The organism is Pseudomonas sp. FBCC-B1565 (assembly GCF_059133265.1).
Genome location: NZ_CP101438.1, coordinates 5,460,628 through 5,480,278, shown reverse-complemented (window position 1 = coordinate 5,480,278; position 19,651 = coordinate 5,460,628). Strand labels below are relative to the sequence as shown.

Sequence of the window (19,651 nt, the reverse complement as noted above, 5' to 3'; positions counted from 1 at the left end):
TCCTTTAAACGTGAGGCGATTCTAGGGGCTGGGGCGTTTTGACTCCACCTATGATGGCGATAGGCGTGATCCGCTATGATGGCCGGTGACTCTGGAGAGGGAGACCCTGTGTGCGAATAGCGCTTTTATTGTCGGCATGCCTGCTATGCCTGAATGCCCAGGCGGCGCCCGTGGATGTGGCCAGCCTGGACCGTGGCTCCTGGCCCGAAAAACTCGGCAGCCCGGCGCTGTTCGACGTGGCGTCACGCGCCGAAATCCTGATGTTCGCCCACAGCCTCCTGGCCAGCGAGAACCAGGACGAAACCGCGCTCAAGCAGCGCCTGGGCCTGAAGATCATCAACCTGGCCGCCATCGACGACCTGCGCCGCCAGCTCTGGCAGCGCCTGCTGGAGAACTACACCTTAGCCCAGCAGAGCTGCGAGGAAGACGCCTCGTTCTGCTATCTGGTGGAGAACATGGACGACCTGCGCGAGCAGGCCGGCAAGTTCGAGGTGAGCGAAGACTCCTTCTATATAGGCTGGGCCGCTCCGAGCCATACCTTCCATGAGCGCTACCTGGATGAACTGCTGCGCAAGGCGGCGCTGTTTCCGCAGATCAGCAGCGAAATCGCGCGTTTCGGCGACCATGAGCGCAATGGCGACGAGTTCAACGATCGCCTGTTCCTGCTGACGTTCGATGGCGGCCCGGCCCCCGTCAGCGGCAATACCGACTGGCTCGCCGACTACCTGCGCAAGCAAAAGATGAACGCGACCTTCTTCGCCCTCGGCAGCAGCCTGCAAACCCGGGTCGAGCGCAACTCGGTTGCCGATGTGCAGGCGCTGTACCAGGGCCAGTGTGTTGGCACCCAGGGTTGGCAGTACCGTTCCCACAGCCATTGGGTGGACTGGCAGAGTTCGATCACCCGCAGCGCGTCGTTGGCGCAGAACCTGATGCCGGAAAACTACGTGCCGCTGTTCCGTCCGCCCTATGGCCAGCGCCGCGCGGACAGCCAGGGGTTCTTTCAAGCCCAGGGCTTGCAGGTGGCGTTGTGGGACATCGATTCCCAGGATGAACCGGGCAAGCTCAAGGCCGATGAGTCGGCGCAACGGGTGCTGACCTTGATGCTGTTGTGGCGCAAAGGCGTGATTGTGTTCCACGACACCCAGGACAAGGCACGGGTCGCTTTGCCCATGCTGTTGCAGGCGACGGCGCAGAGTGGTCTGGGTTGGCAGGACTGCCGGGAGGCGTTTCGCTGAAGTGCCCGGAACTGTTGGGTTTTGGGCGATTTCGGGGTGATTTTGTGCGACATTTCGATGCAGGCGGACTTCCGACTTTAGCGGGGTAAGTGGCACTCGGCTAGTGCTATTCGTCATCCTGAAAAATAAACTTCAAAAAAGCGTCAAAGTGCTTTTTCCTGTCACACGTTTTGCGGTATTACGAAGTCAGATCGCCGAAACCTGCAACACAGGTGGCGTCTTCCAAGACTCCTCATGTGGGCACTGCGCTTGACGTCACTCAGGTGCAGTCGGTGGTCGAATCGAGGCGCAGCACCGCCCAGGTATTGCGTCGACTGGCTCCCACAAAGGTGACCGAGTATGGATGATCATGGACGTAACCCTTCTTCCGACCAGCCAATCCTTTATGTGCTTGATACCAACGTATTGATCCACGATCCAAACGCACTGCTCAACTTCGAAGAACACCACGTCGCCATCCCGATGATCGTGCTTGAGGAGCTCGACAAACTCAAAAGCGGACACCACAGCGTGGCCGCCGAATGCCGCCAGGCCATCCGCCTGATCGACAAGACATTGGGCGAAGCCTCGCCGGAAGATGTTGAAGTCGGCGTGCCGATCCAGCGCGGCAAAAGCGGACCCAAGGGCTTGCTGTCGATTCTGATGAGCAAGCGCAGCGAGCCCAACAGCCTGCTGCCGGAGAACCTGAACGACAACAAGATCATCAACCAATTGATCGACCTGCACGCCCGCGACAAGGAAATGCGCGTGGTGCTGGTGACCAAAGACATCAATATGCGCCTCAAGGCCCGAGCGTGTGGGATCGCGGCCGAGGACTACAGCACCGACCAACTGGTCGACGACGTGTCGATGCTGTCCCGTGGTTATCACATGATGACTGGCTCGTTCTGGGACCGCGTCAGCAAGGTCGAAACCCGTCAGGACCATGGCCGTACCTGGCACCAGGTGCAGCTGATCGACAACCTGCCGGCCGTGCACATCAATGAGTTCATCGTCGACGAACAGGGCTTCGTGGGCTGGATCAAAGAGATCCAGGTCGACAAGCTGCTGATCCTCGACCTGCATCAGGAACCCCTGTTGCACCAGGAAGCCTGGGGCCTGAAACCGCGTGATATCTACCAGAGCCTGGCGCTGTACGCGCTGCTCGACCCGGACATCCACCTGGTCAACCTGACCGGCGCCGCAGGCTCGGGGAAAACCATCCTCGCCCTGGCTGCCGCCATCGAGCAGACCATGGTGACCAAGCGCTATCGCCGCATCATCGCCACCCGCAGCGTGCAGGGCCTGGACCAGGAGATCGGTTTCCTGCCCGGTACCGAAGCGGAAAAAATGGAGCCTTGGCTGGGGGCGATCACCGACAACCTCGAAGCCTTGCACATGGATGATGAAAACACCCATGGCAGCGTCGACTACATCCTCAGCAAAGTGCCGTTGCAGTTCAAATCCCTCAACTACATCCGAGGTCGCAGCTTCCAGCAGAGCCTGATCCTGATCGATGAATGCCAGAACCTCACGCCGCACCAGATGAAAACCATCATTACCCGTGCCGGCGCCGGTTCCAAAGTGGTGTGCCTGGGCAACCTGGCGCAGATCGACACCCCGTACCTGTCCGCGACCAGCTCCGGGCTGACGTACCTGACTGAACGCTTCAAAGACTTCCCGAACGGCGTGCACATTGCGCTGCAGGGTGTTCCACGTTCGATCCTGGCCGAATACGCCGAATCCCATCTCTAACCGTCAGCACCTACCAAAACGGGCGTCCCATGGGGCGCCCGTTTTTTGTGCTCAGGCCGATTGCTCGACCTGTGCCCAATCGATCGCCGGTTTATGTGCCCTGGACAGCAGGGTGTACACCGACGGCAGGACAAACAAGGTAAACAGCGTGCCCACCAGCATGCCGATCACGATCACCAGCCCCAAGCCAAAACGGCTGCTGGCACCGGCACCCGACGAGAACAGCATCGGCACCAGGCCCACCACCATGGCCGCCGTGGTCATCAGGATCGGCCGCAGCCGAATGCGTGCCGCGCGCATGATTGCCTGGGCCGGCGTGCAGCGGTACAGCACCTGCAGCTCGTTGGCGAACTCGACCATCAGGATCCCGTGCTTGCTGATCAGACCGATCAGGGTGACGAGGCCGATCTGCGTGTAGATATTGATGGTCGCCAGCCCCAGCGCCAGGGGAATCAACGCGCCGCAGATCGACAGCGGCACCGTGATCAGAATGATCAGCGGGTCGGTCAGGCTTTCATACTGCGCGGCCAGCACCATGTAGATCACGATCAGCGCAAACAGGAAGGTCAGCATCAGCGCATTGCCCTCGTGGATGAACTGCCGCGAATCGGCCTGCCAGTCATGGCTGAAACTGGCGGGTAACTGGCGGCTCTGTTCCTGCAAGAAAGCCACTGCCTGGCCGAGGCTGACGCCGGGTGCCGGAATACCCTGGAAGGTCGCGCTGTTCTGCTGGTTGAACTGCTTGAGCTTGTTCGGCTCGATCACGTTGTGCAGGCTCACCACGGTGGACAGCGGCACCTGCTGGCCGGTGTCGGTGTCGACGTAGAAGCCATTCAGGTCCTGGGGCGTGAGGCGCCGCGAGGCCTGGCTCTGGGGGATCACATCGTAGGAGCGGCCTTGCAGGGCGAACCGGTTGGTGTAGTTCTCACCGATCAACACCGCCAGGGTACTGCCGATGTCCTGCATGCGAATCCCCAGGCTGTTGGCCTTGCTGCGGTCGATGCGCACTTGGGTCACCGGGTTATTGAACGCCAGGTCACTGTCGACCACCGCAAACAGCCCGCTGGCCCGCGCCTGGGTTTTCAGCGCCTCCATGGCCTGGTACAGCGAACGGTAGTCTTCTGTACTGCGCATCACCATTTGCACCGGCAAACCACCGGTGGAGGCGGGCAGTGGCGGCAACTGAAACACGAAGATCGAGTTGCCTTCCACGGCGTCGACACTTTGTTGCAGCTCGGCCTGGATCGTCGCGGCGCTGCGCTGGCGCTGCGACCATTCGGTGAAGTTCACCCCGGCAAAACTGGCGGCGACGCCGTCATTGCCGTTGATGATCCAGGTGCTCACGGTCTCCGGCAAGTGGCCGAGAATCCCGCTCAACTGATAGGCGTAGCGCTCTACATAATCCAGGTTGGCGTGCTGTGGTGACTTGATCGCCAGCAGCAGGTTGCCCTGGTCTTCGTTGGGCGCCAACTCCTTGCTCGCATTGCCATACAGCCAGGGCAGGCTGAGCAGCACCAAGGCGCCGAACAACAGGATCAGCCCGCGCTTGCGCAGCGAACCCAGCAATGCGCGCTGATACAGGCGTGCCAGGCGGTGGAAGAAGCGCTCGGCCAGGCGGCTCATGGTGCCTTCGTGCTCCTGGCCAGGTAGCAGTTTGGCGCACATGACCGGGGTCAGGGTCAGGGCGATTACCCCGGAGACCAGCACGGCGCCGGCCAGGGTCAGGGCGAACTCCTTGAACAGCGCGCCTGTCAGGCCGTTCATCAGGCCGATGGGCATGTACACCGCCGCCAGGGTGATGGTCATGGCGATCACCGGCGAAGCGATCTCGCGCGCGCCGAACAAGGCAGCCTGCAGCGCGCTGCGGCCTTCCTTGACATGCCGGTGGATGTTCTCCATCACCACAATGGCGTCATCCACCACCAGGCCGATCGCCAACACCATCGCGAGCAACGTCAGCAGGTTGATGCTGAAGCCGAACAACGTCATCAAACCCAGGGCGCCCAGCATCGACAACGGAATACTGACGATGGGGATGATCACGCTGCGCACCGAGCCCAGGCACAGGTAGATGATCACCACCACGATCAGGATGGCCTCGATCAGCGTTTCGATCACTTCGATAATCGAGGCTTCGATAAAGTGCGCGGTCTCGAACGCCAGCGCCACCTTGACCCCTGGCGGCAGGGTTTTCTCGATGTTCGGCAACAAGCGCTTGATGTCGGCGACGATCAACAGCGGGTTGCCCTTGGGGGTCGCATAGAGGCCCAAGTGCACCGCGGGCTTGGCGTCCATCAGCGCACTGGTTTCATAGGCCGCCGAACCCAGTTCGACGGTCGCGATATCGCGCAGGCGCAGCAGGTGGTCGCCGTTGTTGCGGATGACCATGTTGCGAAACTCATCGAGGCTGCTCAGGTCGGTGTTGACCTGAATCGAGGAGATCACATAGTGGCCTTTGATCTGCCCCGGCGCTGCCTGGAAGTTGTTGTTGCGGATCGCCTGTTCCACCTGGGCGGCACTGATGCCGTGGCCTGCCATGCGTTGCGGGTCGAGCCACAGGCGCATGGCCAGGCGCTGGCCGCCGAAGGTCTCGACCTTGGCCACGCCGTCGATCGTGGAAAACAACGGCTGCACCACGCGGCTCAGGTAATCGCTCAAGGCCGAGGCCGACAGCGAATCACTGGAAAACCCTACGTACGCCACCGCTGTCGCATCGCCGGCGGAACGTTCGATCACCGGATCATAGGCCTGTTCAGGCAGGCGGTATTTGACCTGGTTGACCTTGGCAATCACATCGCTCAACGCCTTGGCCGAGTCCTGGTTGAGTGCCATGCGCAGGGTGATCTGGCTGCGGCCCTGCACCGATGAGGAACTGACATAGTCCACGCCTTCCACCGAGGCCAGGGACTGGTTGATCGGTTGGGTCACAAAGCCTTGCATCAGCTCGGCGGGGGCGCCGGGGTAGTCGGTGGTCACGCTGATCACCGAGCTTTCCAGCAGCGGATATTGACGCACAGGCAGGTCGAGGTAGGCCTTGAGCCCGGCCAGTACGATCAGCAGGCTGACCACCAGGGCCAGTACCGGGCGACGTACGAACAGGTCGGTGAATTTCACGGGTTTTCTCCGGCCATGGTCATCCCCGAGGGCGGGTTGGCGTCGCTCAACACCGTACGTTCGAGGGGCTCGATAGCGGCACCGTCACTGAGCTTGATCTGCCCGGAAATCACCACCTGGTCACCCGGATTCAAGCCTGCATCGATCACCACGCGACCATTGCGCCGTTCGCTGGTCTTGACCAATACGCGGCGGGCGACGGGCGGGGTGTTGGCATCGGCCGATGGCTGCACCACGAATACGTCTTCACCGTAGGCGTTATAGGTAATGGCGGTTTCCGGCACGCTCAAGGTGTTGCCGGGCAATGACTGTGGCAGGCGCACTTTGGCGAACATGCGCGGCAGGGCGCCGTCGGTGGGGGCCTGCAGTAGCGCCTGGACACTCAGGGTGCGTGAGCGGTCGAGGAACGGGTCGATACTGCTGATGCGTGCGCTGAAGCTTTGCCCCGGCAGGGCGTCGAGTTGTACATCCAGGGTATTGCCGACCTTCAGTTGTGCCAGGGCTTGCTCCGGCACGCTGAAGTTCACGTACAGGCCCTTGTCGCCGACCAGGTTGATCAGGCTGTCGCCGGGGTTCACAAATTGGCCCAGGTGAACCTTGCGAATCCCGAGGGTGCCAGCGAACGGTGCACGAATGGTCAATTGGTCGATCTGCGCCTTGAGCTCCTGCAGGGCGCCTTGAGCGGTGGTGTATTCGGTCTGGGCATTGTCGAAGGCTTCGCGAGACGTGGCGTTCACCTTGACCAGGGTGCGCGAGCGTTCCAGCTTGACCTTGGCATTTTCCAACTCACCCTGCAGGCGCATCAGGTTGCCGCGTTGGGGCGCATCGTTGAGCCTGACCAGCACTTGGTCGCGCTCGACGCGCTGCCCGGATTCCACTGGCAACTGCACCACACGCCCGCCGACTTCAGCCGGTACGCTCACCTGCTGCACGGCTTCCAGCTCACCGATGGCTTCCAGATAGCGGGTGAACGGTGCGTCGCTGACCGGCGCCACCGCCACTTTGATCGGCGCGGGCGCGTAGGCAGCGGCAGCCGGATGGCTCCAGCGCCACAATGCCCACGCCAATGCAATAAGGATGACCACGGCAATCGACAACGCCACGGTGGTTCGTGAGACGGCACGTCCGGATCGACTGACGTGTGACATAAGCTTCATTCCTTGATGGCAATCAGTAGATGGGCCAGCAGCCCGGCGTCAGTAGTTCGACGAGGTTCTCATCCGGATCACGGAAATAGATGCTCGATCCACCCTTGGGCCAGTGGGTGCGCCCCTCAATGGCAATATCTGCGTTGTCCAGGCGCGCCTCCCAGGTCGGCAGGTCGTCGGCGTCGATGGCAAAGCAGATATGAATGCGCCCGTTGGCGTCATGGGGCGGGATCTCGCCGCCGCTCAAGTATTTGGTTTGAAGAGAGGCGCCCCGTTTGAAGAGCAAGAGGGTATTCTGCTGGCCGACGTTTAACGCGACGAGTACGTTGCTCTCGACCATCGTCTCAAGCTCCAGGTGCTGGGCGTAAAACGCTTTGGCGCGGTCGAGGTCGTCTACGTACAGCGCGGTCTCAATGATTCGTTTGAGTTGAGGCATGGTTTTGCTCCTTGTTGAAGGTTGCTCCCTGAGATGGAATTCACAGCATGGTCACGGTCCTACTGCGCAATATCGATTTGAATTTGTTGGTGGTGCTCGATGCACTGCTGACTGAAAAACACGTCACCCGCACCGGTGCACGACTGCATTTGAGCCAGCCGGCCATCAGTCATTCCTTGAGTAAATTGCGGGTGCTGCTCGACGATCCGATCCTGATCCGCGAGGGTAACGAAGTGGTGCTCAGCGCCCTGGCGCAGAATATCCAGGTGCCGTTGCGCGACATCCTCAGCCAGATCGAAACACTGTTCGGCAAGTCCATCGACTTCGACGCGGCCAGTTCCCAACGCACCTTTCAATTGGCGATGTCGGACTACGGTGCGGCGATTATCCTGCCCAAGTTGCTGGTGCGACTGCGCAGCGAGGCGCCGAACACCACGCTGGTGGTGACCCAGGGCAGCCGGCATGCGATGTTCGAGCAAGTGGCGCAGGGCAAGATCGACCTGGCTCTGGGGGTGTTCCCCAGCCTGACGCCCGATGTGTCGATGGAAGTGTTGTTCGAGGAAACGTTTTCCTGCCTGCTCGACCGGCGGACCCTGTCCAAGGACGGCATGCTCGATCTGGAGAGCTACCTGGATCGTCCGCATATCCAGGTGTCCATGGATGGTGGTGCCAATGGTGAAGTAGACAGCCTGTTGCGTGCCGAAGGCTTGCGCCGTCGTATCGCCGTCAGTGTGCCGCACTGGCGTACGGCGCCGAGCCTGTTGCACAACACCGACCTGATCCTTACCGTCGCCACCCGCACGCTGGAAGACACGTTGCTCAACCCGGACCTGGTGCAGTTGCCGCCACCGTTCAGCATTCCGCGCTTTCCCTTTGTGCAGATCTGGCACCAGCGATTCTGTGACGATCCGGCACATGCGTGGTTGCGCGAACAGGTCAAGCAAGTGGTGGCTCATACCGTGCAGGTCGACTGATCGGGGCGCAGGCGTAACCGCAAGTCCTGGCCCAACTGGGTCACTTCGTACAGGGTGAAGTCCAGGGAATGGGTGAGGTTTTCCAGCTCCGGCAAATGCACCAGCGGCCGTGCGAGGTCGCCGAGCAGGCGCGGCGCGACGTACAGCAACAGCTCATCCACCAGCCCGGCGCGCAGCAGGTTACCGGCCAGGGTCGGCCCGGCTTCGACCATCACATCATGCAAACCGCGCTGGCTCAGATGGACCATCAAGGCATGCAGATCGAGACCACTCTGGTTGCCCGGCAGGCCGAGCAAGCGCTCAGTGTTGGCGCCTGGCGGCAGATGTTGCTCGTGCACCACATGCAGGCTTGGCGCCTGGTCGTCGAACACCTTCGCGGTATCGGGCACCCGCGCCTGGCTGTCGAGGATCACCCGCAGCGGCGCGATGGCTTCGGCAGACGCCATCTCACGTACGGTCAATGAGGGGTTGTCGGCCAGCACCGTGCCGCTGCCGGTGAGGATCGCCGCACTGCGCGCTCGCCAATACTGCACATCGGCCCGCGCCCTGGCGCCGGTGATCCATTGCGAGCGCCCGTTGTTCAGCGCGGTGCGGCCATCCAGGCTCATGCCCATCTTCAACTGCACCCACGGCCGATGACGCTTGACCGAGGACAAGAAGCCACGGTTCAACTCGCGGGCGGCCGCATTGAGCAAGCCCACGCGCACCTCGATCCCGGCGTCGCGCAGTTCGGCGATCCCACGACCGTCGACCTGCTCGAATGGATCTTCGTGGGCGACGACCACACATGCCACGCCAGCCTCGATCAGCGCCAGGTGACAGGCGCCGGTGCGCCCGACATGGCTGCAGGGTTCCAGCGTCACATAGGCCGTGGCGCCCTTGGCCAGGGCACCGGCCTGGCGCAGGGCGAAGACCTCGGCGTGCGGACCGCCCGCACGCCGATGCCAGCCCTCGCCCACGATGTGTGCACCGTGAGCGATGACGCACCCGACCCGTGGATTGGGCCAGGTGGAGTGACTGCCGCGCTCGGCCAACGACAATGCATGGTGCATATGTTGAAAGTCGATTTCGCTGAAGTGGGTCATGGGCGGCGTTGCCCTGCCACGGCGTGAGCGGTGATCGGGTAGATACGCCCGTCGTAGGCGCTGGCCAGGAAGCCACTGCCTTCGGCGTCATGGGTCAGGCATGAAATACCGCTGGCGGTGATCTTCTCCACCTTTGCCCATTTGCGCTTGGCCAGGTCGAACACGGCCACGGTGCCGCCGTAGCTGCCGGTGGCGATCATCTGGCGGTCCTTGGAGATGGCAATGCACTTGATCGAGTGGCTGTGAGGGGTGTCATACACCTCGCTGTTGCCGGCTTGCCACAGGCGCAGCTTGAGGTCGCGACCGATACTGGCAAAGCCGCCCTGGATCTGCGTGCAACCGTTGGAAATACGGTCGTGGGCCTTGTCCAGGTAGGTTTCCAGCTCGAAGTCGCTGATCCGGAAGAACGCCGCGGCCGCAGTCGCGCATACGCTGAACAGGTACTGTTCATCGGCGGCGATGCCCTTGATGGCGTTCTCGTGCATGCGCACTTCGCGCAGGAAGCGCGGCTGCTGGTGTTCCAGGTTGAAGATCAAGGCTTCGCCAGTGTACGTACCGATTGCGGCGTGCAACTGGCCATCTTTTTCAAAGGTGGTGCCGCAGTTGAGCGGTGAGCGGTGCTGGTAGATGACGTCGCCGGTCTTGGCGTCGAACACCGTGCCCATCTGGCCGCCGGTCAACACGCTGTCGCCGAAGGGCAGCAGGAAGTTGCACAGGCTGCCGGCCTTGGTGCTGGGCTGGCCATTGATCTGCAGGATGCCGGCATCACCGATGCTGTAGATGTCGTCGCCGACCACGGTGACGGCGTTCAAACTGATGGCCGGCTCGATGCCGCCCACGTCCCATTCCTGAGTAGTGAAATCCCAGGTGGCATAGGTTGAGCCGAAGGTCACGAAGGCGATGCGATGGTTGCCCAGCAATGCACAGCTGCGTGGCCAGATGATGCTTGGCAGTGAAGTCTGGGCGGTTTTCACCAGTTGGTTATCGGGCGTCAACTCCCACAGCATGACGCAACGGTCGTAGCTGAGGCTGACCAGCAGGCGCTGTGCGTCGTTCCATACGATGCGCTTGATGCCGGCGGCATGGGCAGCTTGCAGGTAGGTGCCGGTGCTGCTGATCACGGAGATTTTGCCTTCGTCGTCACCGGCGAAAATGATGCCCTCACGGGACAGGGCCACGGTGTCGGTTTCGACGCCGCCCAGGTCGATCAGGTCCAGTTGTTCGCCGCTGGCAGCGTCCCAACGACGGATCGAACCGTCATCGCTGCTGGACACCAGGGTCTTGCCATCGGCGGCCCAGCACACCGAAATCACGTCGGCATCGTGACCGCTGAGGATTCGCAGGGTTCGCCCGCTGAGGTCGAACAGGCGGATGCTGTGGTCCCGCGAGCAGGTGGCGATGGTCTGGCCATCCGGTGAGAAGGCGGCCATTTCGATGTCGTCATCGTGACCCACCAGCACGCTTTTCAAGCGCAGCGAGGGAATTTCCCAGACGCGGGCGGTGTAGTCGCTGCTGGCACTGACCAGCAGGGTGCCGCTGGCGTTGAACGCGCATTGGTTGGCCAGGTGGTCGTGGAGCACACGCTGGATCGGCGTCTTGGTTTTTGCATCCCACAAAATAACCTGGTTGTCATAACCGGCGGTCGCAACGTACGTATCGTTGAATGTTGCAATACCACTAATAGGGCCAAAGTGTCTCATGCGTCATCATCCTTAATGTAGTGTGGGCGGAAGAAAGTGTCAGGCGCGCTTCGGTTGTTTCATCAGGTTGATCACGTGATTTTTCTTATCGACTTTCGCTTGCAGGTAATGAGTGTTATGTCGGGTGACAAACACGCCGGTCGGAATAACGTTGTCCACTACAATGCCGTTATCCACCAGGGCCTGAACTTTGTCCGGGTTATTGGTGATCAATTGGCACTGTTTGATGTTCAGCGCTTTTAACATGCCAGCGGCCATGGAAAAGTCGCGGTCATCTTCAGGAAAGTTCAGATGGGTATTGGCTTCGAACGTGTCCATGCCAGAATCTTGCAGGCGGTAGGCGTCCAACTTTGCATATAAGCCGATGCCGCGGCCTTCTTGCCGCAGGTAGATAAGATAGCCACCCACTTCCTGCATGCGCAGGATCGACTCGTTTAATTGCGGGCCGCAGTCACAGCGCTGTGAACTGAATACATCGCCGGTCAGGCATTCGGAGTGAATACGCACCAACGGGCTGATGGGATTGGCGGGGCCAAGCTTTACCACGATATGTTCGTGTGCCGTGTCCAACCCACTGAACGTGTAGAAAGTTCCAGGGTTGGAATGGTCGTCCAGGGGGATATCAACGTGGTTGCGTACGCTTAGGCGGTTCATGGCGGTTCCTTCCGTGCTTGAATGTTCAACGCGTTATTGTTTTGGTACGGGGAGGGGTTACAGGGTTTGTGCGAGGCGAAAGCCCATTACGTAAATCTGTCGCGGATACTTGCCGTGACGCCGGCAATTGCGGGTCAGGTCGCGAAACCGCGTGAAGCTGCCACCACGGGCGATGCGGTGGGTGCCGACCACAGTGACGAGGTCGTCGGTGATGGCGGTGCCGCCGGGGTAGGGGGCGTAGTCGTCAGCCACGAATTCTTCGACATTACCGGCCATGTCCAGGCAGCCAAATGGCGACGCGCCTTCGACCAGAAGGCCGACCGGGGTGGTGTCGAACAGGCCCAGTTCAGCGGTGTTGGCACGCTCGGGCAGGAAGGTATCCCCCCAGGGATATTCGAGGTTTTCCGGGCCGGCGGCGGCGTATTCCCATTCCGCCTCAGTGGGCAGGCGGAAGCTGCGGCCACTGGCTTCGCTGAGCCAGGCAGCGTAGGCGTCGGCGTCTTCGGCAGTGACCCCGTAGACCGGATGGTTGGCGCGTTCGTGAGGGTACTGTCCGAAGGCCCAGCTTTCGGGAATCCGTGCCTGCGTGTTGGCTTCGAGAAAGGCTCGGTATTCGAGGTTGGTCACCGGGTATTTACCGATGGCGTAGGGCCGCAGGTGTACGCGATGACGAGGGACTTCCTTGGCAATCCAGTCCCGATCCAGGCCCAGGCCGCGCATGTCGTGCATCACCTGGTCGACCGCCGATTCGGCCAAACCGATCTCGACGGTGCCTGCGCTGATTTGAATCATCGTAGGGTTGAGTACATCGAGCCTGGGGTCGTTGGTCAGTGCCAGCAGTTGGGCGGCTGCATAGCGCCAGGCCAGCGGCGAGACAGGGTTTTCGACGCGGTTGGCCAACTGTTCGCTGGTCTCTTCCGAAACCAGGCGCCAGGCTGCCAGCGGCAACTTGAGGTTGACGGCTTCGTGGAAGTGCTCAGGCAGGCCCATCAAGAAACGGTCTGTCATTTCGGCGGTCAGGGGGCCGTCGAACACGGGCCAATGGTTGAAACCCTTGGAAGTCATAACGCTCGTTTTCCTACTGCGTGGGAGAAAAGGCACGTACACCCAGGCGCACGTACCCGGCCTTCAGAGGGTGCAGATCAGTCCGGTTTGCAGGCAGTTGCGTTCGAAGTCATCCCAGTAGCCCTTGGGGTGCTTGGCCCGCTCGGCCTCGGAAATAATCGGTTTTTGCCACTGCAGGCGGGAGAAGCCGGCTTTCATGATTGCCAGCTCATAGCGCTCGCGGCTCCAGCGATGGAAGGTGAAGGCGCTGGGCGGTGTGGTGACGAATTCGGCGTGGTGACGGAAGCCGCCTTCGTGGGGTTCTTCGGTGAGTACGTGCACGCCGTATTTGGTGAAGTTGCCACGTTTCAATTGAAAGGTTGGCTCTACCGTGTAAGCCACGACCCGTCCGCCGGGGGCGAGGTTCTTGGCGACGACTTGGAACATCTTGTCGAGTTTTTCTGGCGAATCGGCGTAGTTGAACAGCCAGGCGGCGGTGATCAGGTCGAATTTGCCGAGAATGCCCAGATCGCAGATATCGCTGACGTGGTACTCGATCGGCTCCTGGTTGCGCGCCGACTCTTGGCGGGCCAGGTCAATCATGGAGGCGGAAATATCCACGCCAACCACTTTGCTGGCACCTTGGCGATACAGCTCGCGTCCGAAAAAACCGAAGCCGCAGGCCAGGTCCAGTACGGATTTGCCCTTGGGATTACCGACCATGCTGAAGAAGGTCGCGGTTTCCACCGAGCGCTGCGAGGCGCTGTCCGTGAAAGCTTCGAAGCGTTCGCCGATGGCGTCGTAAGTTGCCGTTGCAGTTTGAGTGGTCATTGCCTCACCTTTTTAAAGTTAATAGCTGTCGTCAATCCCTGACTGGGAGCATGAAGAGTTCTTCTGTTTTCGGTGACCCTGTTTTGTCTGAATCAAGTGCGAGTGGTAATAAGGAACCCTCCTATGACGACAAGTACGCCGACCAGTTTGTTAATGTTGAGAGACTGTTTGGGGAAACCCAGCAGGCCGAAATAGTCAATCGCAATTGAAACGATAAGTTGTCCGATCAATACCGCCATGATGAAGTTGAGGGCGCCCAGTCGAGGCGCCATCAATAACGCTACGGTAATATAAAAAACGCCGGCAACACCGCCCATCCAAATCCACCAGGGCCCGTCTTGCACGGCGGCAAGATTAGGGCGAGGCGCCTTGACTGCAATAATGACAATAATGAGTACAACCAGGCTGACCAATAGGGATACTGCAGTGGCCCATAAAGGATGACCTAGCAGATTACCCAGTTTCGCGTTGGTGCCTGCCTGCAAGGGCACTGCAAAACCGGCGAATAAACTGAGCAGGATGAAATACAGTAAGGTCATGAAGTAGGCATTCCGTTTTTTTTCAAGTTTTACGGTGCTTGGATTGTTGGCGCCAATTCTTTGTTCTGATGGGGAGTATTCGTCGTACTGATCGGGCATTTGGCTACTCGTGATTCAGCGGCGGGCTACGGGTGTAATCAGGTGTGCGCAATCTTGACCGACGGGTTTACAATCGCTGCTCCTGATCAGGAGTATCCCTGTGCTGACTCATCTCGATTCCCAAGGTCGCGCCCATATGGTCGACGTCACCGACAAGTCCGTGACGTTCCGTGAGGCCGTGGCCGAAGCGCGCGTGCGCATGCTGCCCGAGACCCTGAAAATGATTGTCGACGGCGCCCACCCCAAGGGCGACGTGTTTGCGGTGGCCCGCATTGCCGGGATCCAGGCGGCGAAAAAAACCAGTGACCTGATTCCCCTCTGCCACCCGTTGATGTTGACGGGCGTCAAGGTCGAACTGAGCGCCGACGGTGCAGACTCGGTGCATATCGTGGCGCGCTGCAAACTCTCCGGCCAGACCGGCGTGGAGATGGAAGCCCTGACCGCCGCCAGCATCGCGGCGCTGACGATCTACGACATGTGCAAGGCGGTGGACCGTGGCATGACCATCGAAAGCATTCGCCTGCTGGAAAAACTCGGCGGCAAAAGCGGGCATTTCAAGGCGGACCAGGCATGAGCATCAACGTATTATTTTTTGCACGTTACGCAGAAGCTGTGGGCTTTGATTCGCTGGAGATGGAGGGCGAGTTCGCCACCGTTGATGCTGTGCGCCTCGCGTTGGCCAGTGACCCGGAGTTTGCAGTACTCAACGAGACCAGCCTGATGTGCGCGCGCAACGAAGAGTTGTGTGGTCTCGATGAGCCGGTGCAGGCGGGTGACGAAGTGGCGTTCTTCCCCCCTGTGACTGGAGGCTGAGCATGGCCATTCGTGTACAGGCCCAGGCCTTTGATCCAGGCAGCGAGGTGAATGCCATGCACGCGGCCAACGTTGGCGTGGGCGCGGTGGTGAGTTTCGTGGGGTATGTACGCGACTTCAACGACGGCCGTGAGGTGTCGGGGATGTTCCTTGAACACTACTCCGGCATGACCGAGAAGGCCCTGGCCAAGATCGCCGTCGAGGCTGAACAGCGCTGGCCGTTGCTCAAGCTGGAGGTGTTGCACCGCATCGGCGCGCTGGAGCCGGGTGAGCCGATTGTGTTCGTGGCGGCAGCCAGTGCCCATCGCCAGGCGGCGTTTGATGCCTGTGCGTTTGTGATGGACTACCTGAAGACGCGGGCGCCGTTCTGGAAGAAGGAGAACACCAGTGAGGGGCCGCGTTGGGTGGAAGGGCGTCACAGCGATCACGCCGCCGCAGATCGCTGGAAGTCTTAGGCCAAACACAGCACCAAATGTGGGAGGGGGCTTGCCCCCGATTGCAGTGGGTCAGCCAACAGAGATGTTAGATGTGCCATAGCTATCGGGGGCAAGCCCCCTCCCACAGTTTTTACTGCATTCCAGCTTACGGACGCTTGCGTTCCACGGCGCGCAACAGGTGCGTCGGCGGCGTCTCGCAACTGATCTTGCGCCCTAGCAGCGCTTCGATCGACGGCAACTGATACGAGTCATCTTCCCCGGCAAAGCTGATCGACACACCCGCCGCCCCGGCACGGCCGGTACGGCCAATGCGGTGCACGTAGTCATCCGGCACTTCCGGCAGGGTGAAGTTGATCACGTGGCTGATGCCGTCGATGTGAATCCCGCGTCCCGCCACGTCGGTGGCCACCAGCACACGGATCTTGCCTTCGCGGAAGCCTTCCAGGGTCTTGATACGCTTGTGCTGTGGCACGTCGCCGGACAGTTGCGCGGCGTTCACACCATCACGCACCAGGCGTTCTTCGATGCGGCGCACCTCGTCCTTGCGGTTGGCGAACACCATCACGCGCTCCCAGCCGTTGTCGTTGACCAGGTTGTAGAGCAGCTTGTACTTGTCGGCGCCAGCCACCGCGTAGATGTGTTGCTCGACGTTTTCGCTGGCGACGTTTTCCGCTTCGATCTCGACGATGGACGGGTCGGTAGTCCACTGCTTGGCGAGGTTCATCACGTCTTCGGTGAAGGTCGCGGAGAACAGCAGGGTCTGACGCTCGGATTTCGGCGGGGTCTGGCGAATGATCTGGCGCACTTGCGGGATAAAGCCCATGTCGAGCATGCGGTCGGCTTCGTCCAGCACCATCACTTCGACCATGTCCAGGTGCACGTCGCCGCGCTGGTTGAAGTCCAGCAGACGGCCAGGGGTGGCCACCAGGATGTCGCAGTGACGAGCTTCGAGGTGCTTGAGCTGCTTGTCGAAGTCCATGCCGCCCACGAACGTCATGACGTTGAGGCCGGTGTACTTGGTCAGGTCGGCGGCGTCCTTGGCGATCTGTACCACCAGCTCCCGGGTCGGGGCGATGATCAGCGCGCGCGGTTCACCCATGTAGCGCTCTTTGGGCGGCGGCGTCTGCAGCAGTTGGGTGATGATCGAGATCAGGAACGCGGCGGTCTTGCCGGTGCCGGTCTGGGCGCGGCCGATGGCGTCTTTGCCGGCCAGGGTGAAGCCCAGCACCTGCGCCTGGATCGGCGTGCAATACGGGAACCCCAGGTCCTGGATGGCGTGCATCAGTTCCGGGGCCAGCTTGAAATCATGGAAACGGGTCTTGCCTTCCTGGGGCTCGACGACGAAGTCTTCGAGTTTCCACGCAATCACCGGCGGTTTTGGCGCACGTTCACGGCGCGGTTTTGGTGCCACCGGTGCGGCAACGGGCTCGACTGGCCTGGCCTGTTCGGCTGGGGTCACCGTCGGCTTCTTCGGCTGGGCGGCAGGTGCGGTCCGGTCGGGCTGTCTGCCGTCATTGCGGCTGCCGGCTGTCGGGGCAGGAGCACTGGAATCTGGCGCGAGCGGCTCAGCCTCGCTTTTGCCGAACATCTTCTTGAGTGCTTTGAGCACGGTGATCTCATTAATTGGTTAAGGAATGTACGCCGGCCAGTGTAATGCAAGAATCGGGCGCGGCGTAGTGCGTCTGTCATACAGCTACATAAACGCTGGTTTTCAGCCCAGGCGAGCGGTCAACCAGGCACCGATGTCGCGTATCTCCTCGGGTAACACTTCGTGGCCCATTGGGTATTCCTGCCATGTCACGGTGACACCACGGCTCTTCAGATGCTCGTAGGCGCTGCGGCCCATGGCGTTCTGCACCACATCGTCGTATTGGCCGTGCAGGCACAGTGCGGGAATGCGCTGCTGGCTGGCGGATAATTCCAGCTCGTCGCTGAACGTGGGCGCGTAGGTGGAGAGGGCAATCACGCCGCCCAAGGGGCCTTCCCAATTCAGGAAGGCGGTGTGGAACACCACGGCGCCACCTTGGGAAAAACCGGCGAGGAAAATCCGCGAAGCGTCTATTCCGGTTCTCTTCTGTGTCTCGATCAGGTCCGTGACCATTTTTGCCGACACTTCCAGCTCTTCCAGGCTGATGGAACGGGCCGGGCTCATGGCCTTGATGTCGTACCAGCTTGGCATCTCGTAGCCACCATTGATCGTCACCGGGCGGGTCGGCGCCTGGGGCAAAACGAAACGCGTGGTCAGCAGGCTTTCCTGCAGCGCCTCGGCCACCGGCAGGAAGTCGTAGCGATCGGCACCCAGGCCATGCAACCAGATAACGCAGGCGTCTGCGGGTTTGGCGGGCTGAAGAATCAAGGGTTCGGTCATGTCTGCTCCATTAATGTGCGTGCGCTCCGATTAAGTGCGACGGAACGGTGCGCGATGGGTTGATCTGTTAAGAAGATGTCGCACGGTTGAATCTTTTTCTATTGACCATGGGCTGAAACGACTCAGCCATCACTCTGGTACGGGGCTTGCTATGTGTTGAACGATGTCAGCGCTATCCCGGGACGGTAACACTATCAGTGACTGCCGCTTATGGGATAGCAACTGGAATTACTGCGACAACTTCATGCCGCTTGACCCTAAAAAAAGCCAACACGGGTCGATATCGCCTCATAAGGGTGCGCTGAGGTTCGAGCTCCGACACAACAAGAGCAAACTGGAGGTTTGAATGAAGGTATTGAAATCCACCCTGGCCATCGTGACCGCGGCGGCTGTATTGGGTGTCAGTGGTTTCGCCCAAGCGGGTGCCACGCTGGACGCCGTGCAGAAGAAAGGCTTTGTGCAGTGTGGCGTGAGTGACGGCCTGCCGGGTTTCTCGGTACCGGATGCCAGCGGCAAGATCCTCGGGATCGATGCTGACGTTTGCCGCGCTGTGGCCGCTGCTGTTTTCGGCGATGCGACCAAGGTCAAATTCAGCCAGTTGAATGCCAAGGAGCGTTTCACCGCGCTTCAATCCGGCGAAGTCGACATTCTGTCCCGTAACACCACCATGACCAGCTCCCGCGATGCCGGCATGGGCCTGAAATTCCCGGGCTTCATCACCTACTACGACGGCATCGGCTTCCTGGTAAACAACAAGCTGGGCGTGAAAAGTGCCAAGGAACTGGACGGTGCAACCATCTGCATCCAGGCCGGTACCACCACCGAGCTGAACGTTTCCGACTACTTCCGTGGCAACGGCCTGAAATACACCCCGATCACCTTCGACACTTCCGACGAAAGCGCCAAGTCGCTGGAGTCCGGGCGTTGCGACGTACTGACCTCCGACAAGTCCCAGCTGTTTGCCCAGCGCAGCAAGCTGGCCTCGCCGAAGGACTACGTGGTGCTGCCGGAAACCATTTCCAAGGAGCCACTGGGCCCGGTCGTGCGTAATGGCGACGACGAGTGGCTGGCCATCGTGCGCTGGGTTGGCTACGCCATGCTCAACGCTGAAGAAGCCGGCATCACCTCCAAAAACGTCGAAGCTGAAGCCAAGTCCACCAAGAACCCGGACGTTGCGCGTCTGCTCGGTGCTGACGGCGAATACGGCAAAGACCTGAAAGTGAAGAAAGACTGGGTTGTACAGATCGTCAAGCAAGTCGGTAACTACGGTGAAGTGTTCGAGCGCAACCTGGGCAAGAGCACCCCGCTGGAAATCGACCGTGGCCTGAACGCGCTGTGGAACGCCGGCGGCATTCAATACGCACCACCTGTGCGCTGATCGCTGATGGTTCTGTCACCCGGTGGGCCAACCGCCGGGTGATGTTCTGTTCCATTATTTCC

General features: G+C 60.5%; 18 protein-coding genes. 7 read left to right on the top strand and 11 right to left on the bottom strand.

Annotated features, from left to right (window positions below; genetic code table 11):
* The first annotated feature begins 110 nt into the window (after positions 1-110).
* The gene (locus NL123_RS25380; RefSeq protein WP_494356600.1) at positions 111-1,235 is read left to right on the top strand and encodes a polysaccharide deacetylase family protein; all 1,125 of its coding nucleotides are present in this window, start codon (positions 111-113) and stop codon (positions 1,233-1,235) included.
* 339 nt (positions 1,236-1,574) lie between these two features.
* The gene (locus NL123_RS25375) at positions 1,575-2,969 is read left to right on the top strand and encodes a PhoH family protein (RefSeq protein ID WP_494356599.1); all 1,395 of its coding nucleotides are present in this window, start codon (positions 1,575-1,577) and stop codon (positions 2,967-2,969) included.
* A 51-nt stretch (positions 2,970-3,020) separates the two neighbouring features.
* Here the strand turns inward: NL123_RS25375 and NL123_RS25370 are convergent, their stop codons facing one another.
* From NL123_RS25370 to NL123_RS25360, 3 genes are read right to left on the bottom strand one after another with little or no spacing between them, the layout of a single operon-like run.
* Positions 3,021-6,083 (bottom strand): MexW/MexI family multidrug efflux RND transporter permease subunit, encoded by a 3,063-nt coding sequence (locus NL123_RS25370; RefSeq protein WP_494356598.1) that lies wholly within the window; start codon positions 6,081-6,083, stop codon positions 3,021-3,023.
* Positions 6,080-7,231 (bottom strand): efflux RND transporter periplasmic adaptor subunit, encoded by a 1,152-nt coding sequence (locus tag NL123_RS25365; RefSeq protein WP_494356597.1) that lies wholly within the window; start codon positions 7,229-7,231, stop codon positions 6,080-6,082. The genes NL123_RS25370 and NL123_RS25365 overlap by 4 nt, the downstream gene beginning before the upstream one ends.
* Positions 7,232-7,253: 22 nt before the next feature.
* The gene (locus NL123_RS25360; protein ID WP_248486313.1) at positions 7,254-7,667 is read right to left on the bottom strand and encodes a VOC family protein; all 414 of its coding nucleotides are present in this window, start codon (positions 7,665-7,667) and stop codon (positions 7,254-7,256) included.
* A gap of 47 nt (positions 7,668-7,714) precedes the next feature.
* Here NL123_RS25360 and NL123_RS25355 point away from each other — a divergent pair, with 47 nt between their 5' ends.
* Entirely contained in the window at positions 7,715-8,641 is a 927-nt protein-coding gene (locus NL123_RS25355; protein WP_058422911.1) for a LysR family transcriptional regulator, read from the top strand.
* Here the strand turns inward: NL123_RS25355 and ribD are convergent.
* From ribD to NL123_RS25325, 6 genes are all read right to left on the bottom strand, one after another.
* The gene (gene ribD, locus NL123_RS25350; protein WP_248486314.1) at positions 8,620-9,726 is read right to left on the bottom strand and encodes a bifunctional diaminohydroxyphosphoribosylaminopyrimidine deaminase/5-amino-6-(5-phosphoribosylamino)uracil reductase RibD; all 1,107 of its coding nucleotides are present in this window, start codon (positions 9,724-9,726) and stop codon (positions 8,620-8,622) included. The two genes, NL123_RS25355 and ribD, sit on opposite strands and share 22 nt — an antisense overlap.
* Complete coding sequence (locus NL123_RS25345) at positions 9,723-11,426, bottom strand: WD40 repeat domain-containing protein (RefSeq protein ID WP_494356596.1); 1,704 nt, start codon at positions 11,424-11,426, stop codon at positions 9,723-9,725. The genes ribD and NL123_RS25345 overlap by 4 nt, the downstream gene beginning before the upstream one ends.
* 39 nt (positions 11,427-11,465) lie before the next feature.
* Positions 11,466-12,080 carry a GTP cyclohydrolase II gene (locus tag NL123_RS25340; RefSeq protein ID WP_494356595.1) on the bottom strand — a complete coding sequence of 205 codons (615 nt, stop codon included), beginning with the start codon at positions 12,078-12,080 and terminating at the stop codon, positions 11,466-11,468.
* 57 nt (positions 12,081-12,137) lie between these two features.
* Positions 12,138-13,145: a formylglycine-generating enzyme family protein gene (locus NL123_RS25335; RefSeq protein WP_494356594.1), complete on the bottom strand. Its 1,008-nt coding sequence runs from the start codon at positions 13,143-13,145 to the stop codon at positions 12,138-12,140.
* Positions 13,146-13,208: 63 nt separating this feature from the next.
* Entirely contained in the window at positions 13,209-13,955 is a 747-nt protein-coding gene (locus tag NL123_RS25330) for a class I SAM-dependent methyltransferase (RefSeq protein ID WP_071494067.1), read from the bottom strand.
* A gap of 92 nt (positions 13,956-14,047) precedes the next feature.
* Positions 14,048-14,494, bottom strand: a complete 447-nt coding sequence (locus NL123_RS25325; protein WP_494358341.1) for a DMT family transporter — start codon at positions 14,492-14,494, stop codon at positions 14,048-14,050.
* Positions 14,495-14,693: 199 nt separating this feature from the next.
* Here NL123_RS25325 and moaC point away from each other — a divergent pair, with 199 nt between their 5' ends.
* The 3 genes from moaC to moaE are packed head-to-tail and all read left to right on the top strand — an operon-like array spanning position 14,694 to position 15,861.
* Entirely contained in the window at positions 14,694-15,167 is a 474-nt protein-coding gene (gene moaC / locus NL123_RS25320) for a cyclic pyranopterin monophosphate synthase MoaC (protein WP_248486320.1), read from the top strand.
* Positions 15,164-15,406, top strand: coding sequence for a molybdopterin converting factor subunit 1 (moaD, locus tag NL123_RS25315; protein WP_177050154.1), 243 nt, complete (start codon positions 15,164-15,166; stop codon positions 15,404-15,406). Before moaC ends, moaD begins: the two co-directional genes overlap by 4 nt.
* Positions 15,407-15,408: 2 nt before the next feature.
* Positions 15,409-15,861, top strand: a complete 453-nt coding sequence (gene moaE / locus NL123_RS25310; RefSeq protein ID WP_248486322.1) for a molybdopterin synthase catalytic subunit MoaE — start codon at positions 15,409-15,411, stop codon at positions 15,859-15,861.
* A 127-nt stretch (positions 15,862-15,988) separates the two neighbouring features.
* Here the strand turns inward: moaE and rhlB are convergent, their stop codons facing one another.
* Positions 15,989-17,458, bottom strand: coding sequence for an ATP-dependent RNA helicase RhlB (gene rhlB, locus NL123_RS25305; RefSeq protein ID WP_248488173.1), 1,470 nt, complete (start codon positions 17,456-17,458; stop codon positions 15,989-15,991).
* Between the two features lie 96 nt (positions 17,459-17,554).
* The gene (locus NL123_RS25300; protein WP_494356593.1) at positions 17,555-18,211 is read right to left on the bottom strand and encodes an alpha/beta hydrolase; all 657 of its coding nucleotides are present in this window, start codon (positions 18,209-18,211) and stop codon (positions 17,555-17,557) included.
* A 346-nt stretch (positions 18,212-18,557) separates the two neighbouring features.
* Here NL123_RS25300 and NL123_RS25295 point away from each other — a divergent pair, with 346 nt between their 5' ends.
* Positions 18,558-19,589: an amino acid ABC transporter substrate-binding protein gene (locus NL123_RS25295; protein WP_058422899.1), complete on the top strand. Its 1,032-nt coding sequence runs from the start codon at positions 18,558-18,560 to the stop codon at positions 19,587-19,589.
* Positions 19,590-19,651: the final 62 nt, after the last annotated feature.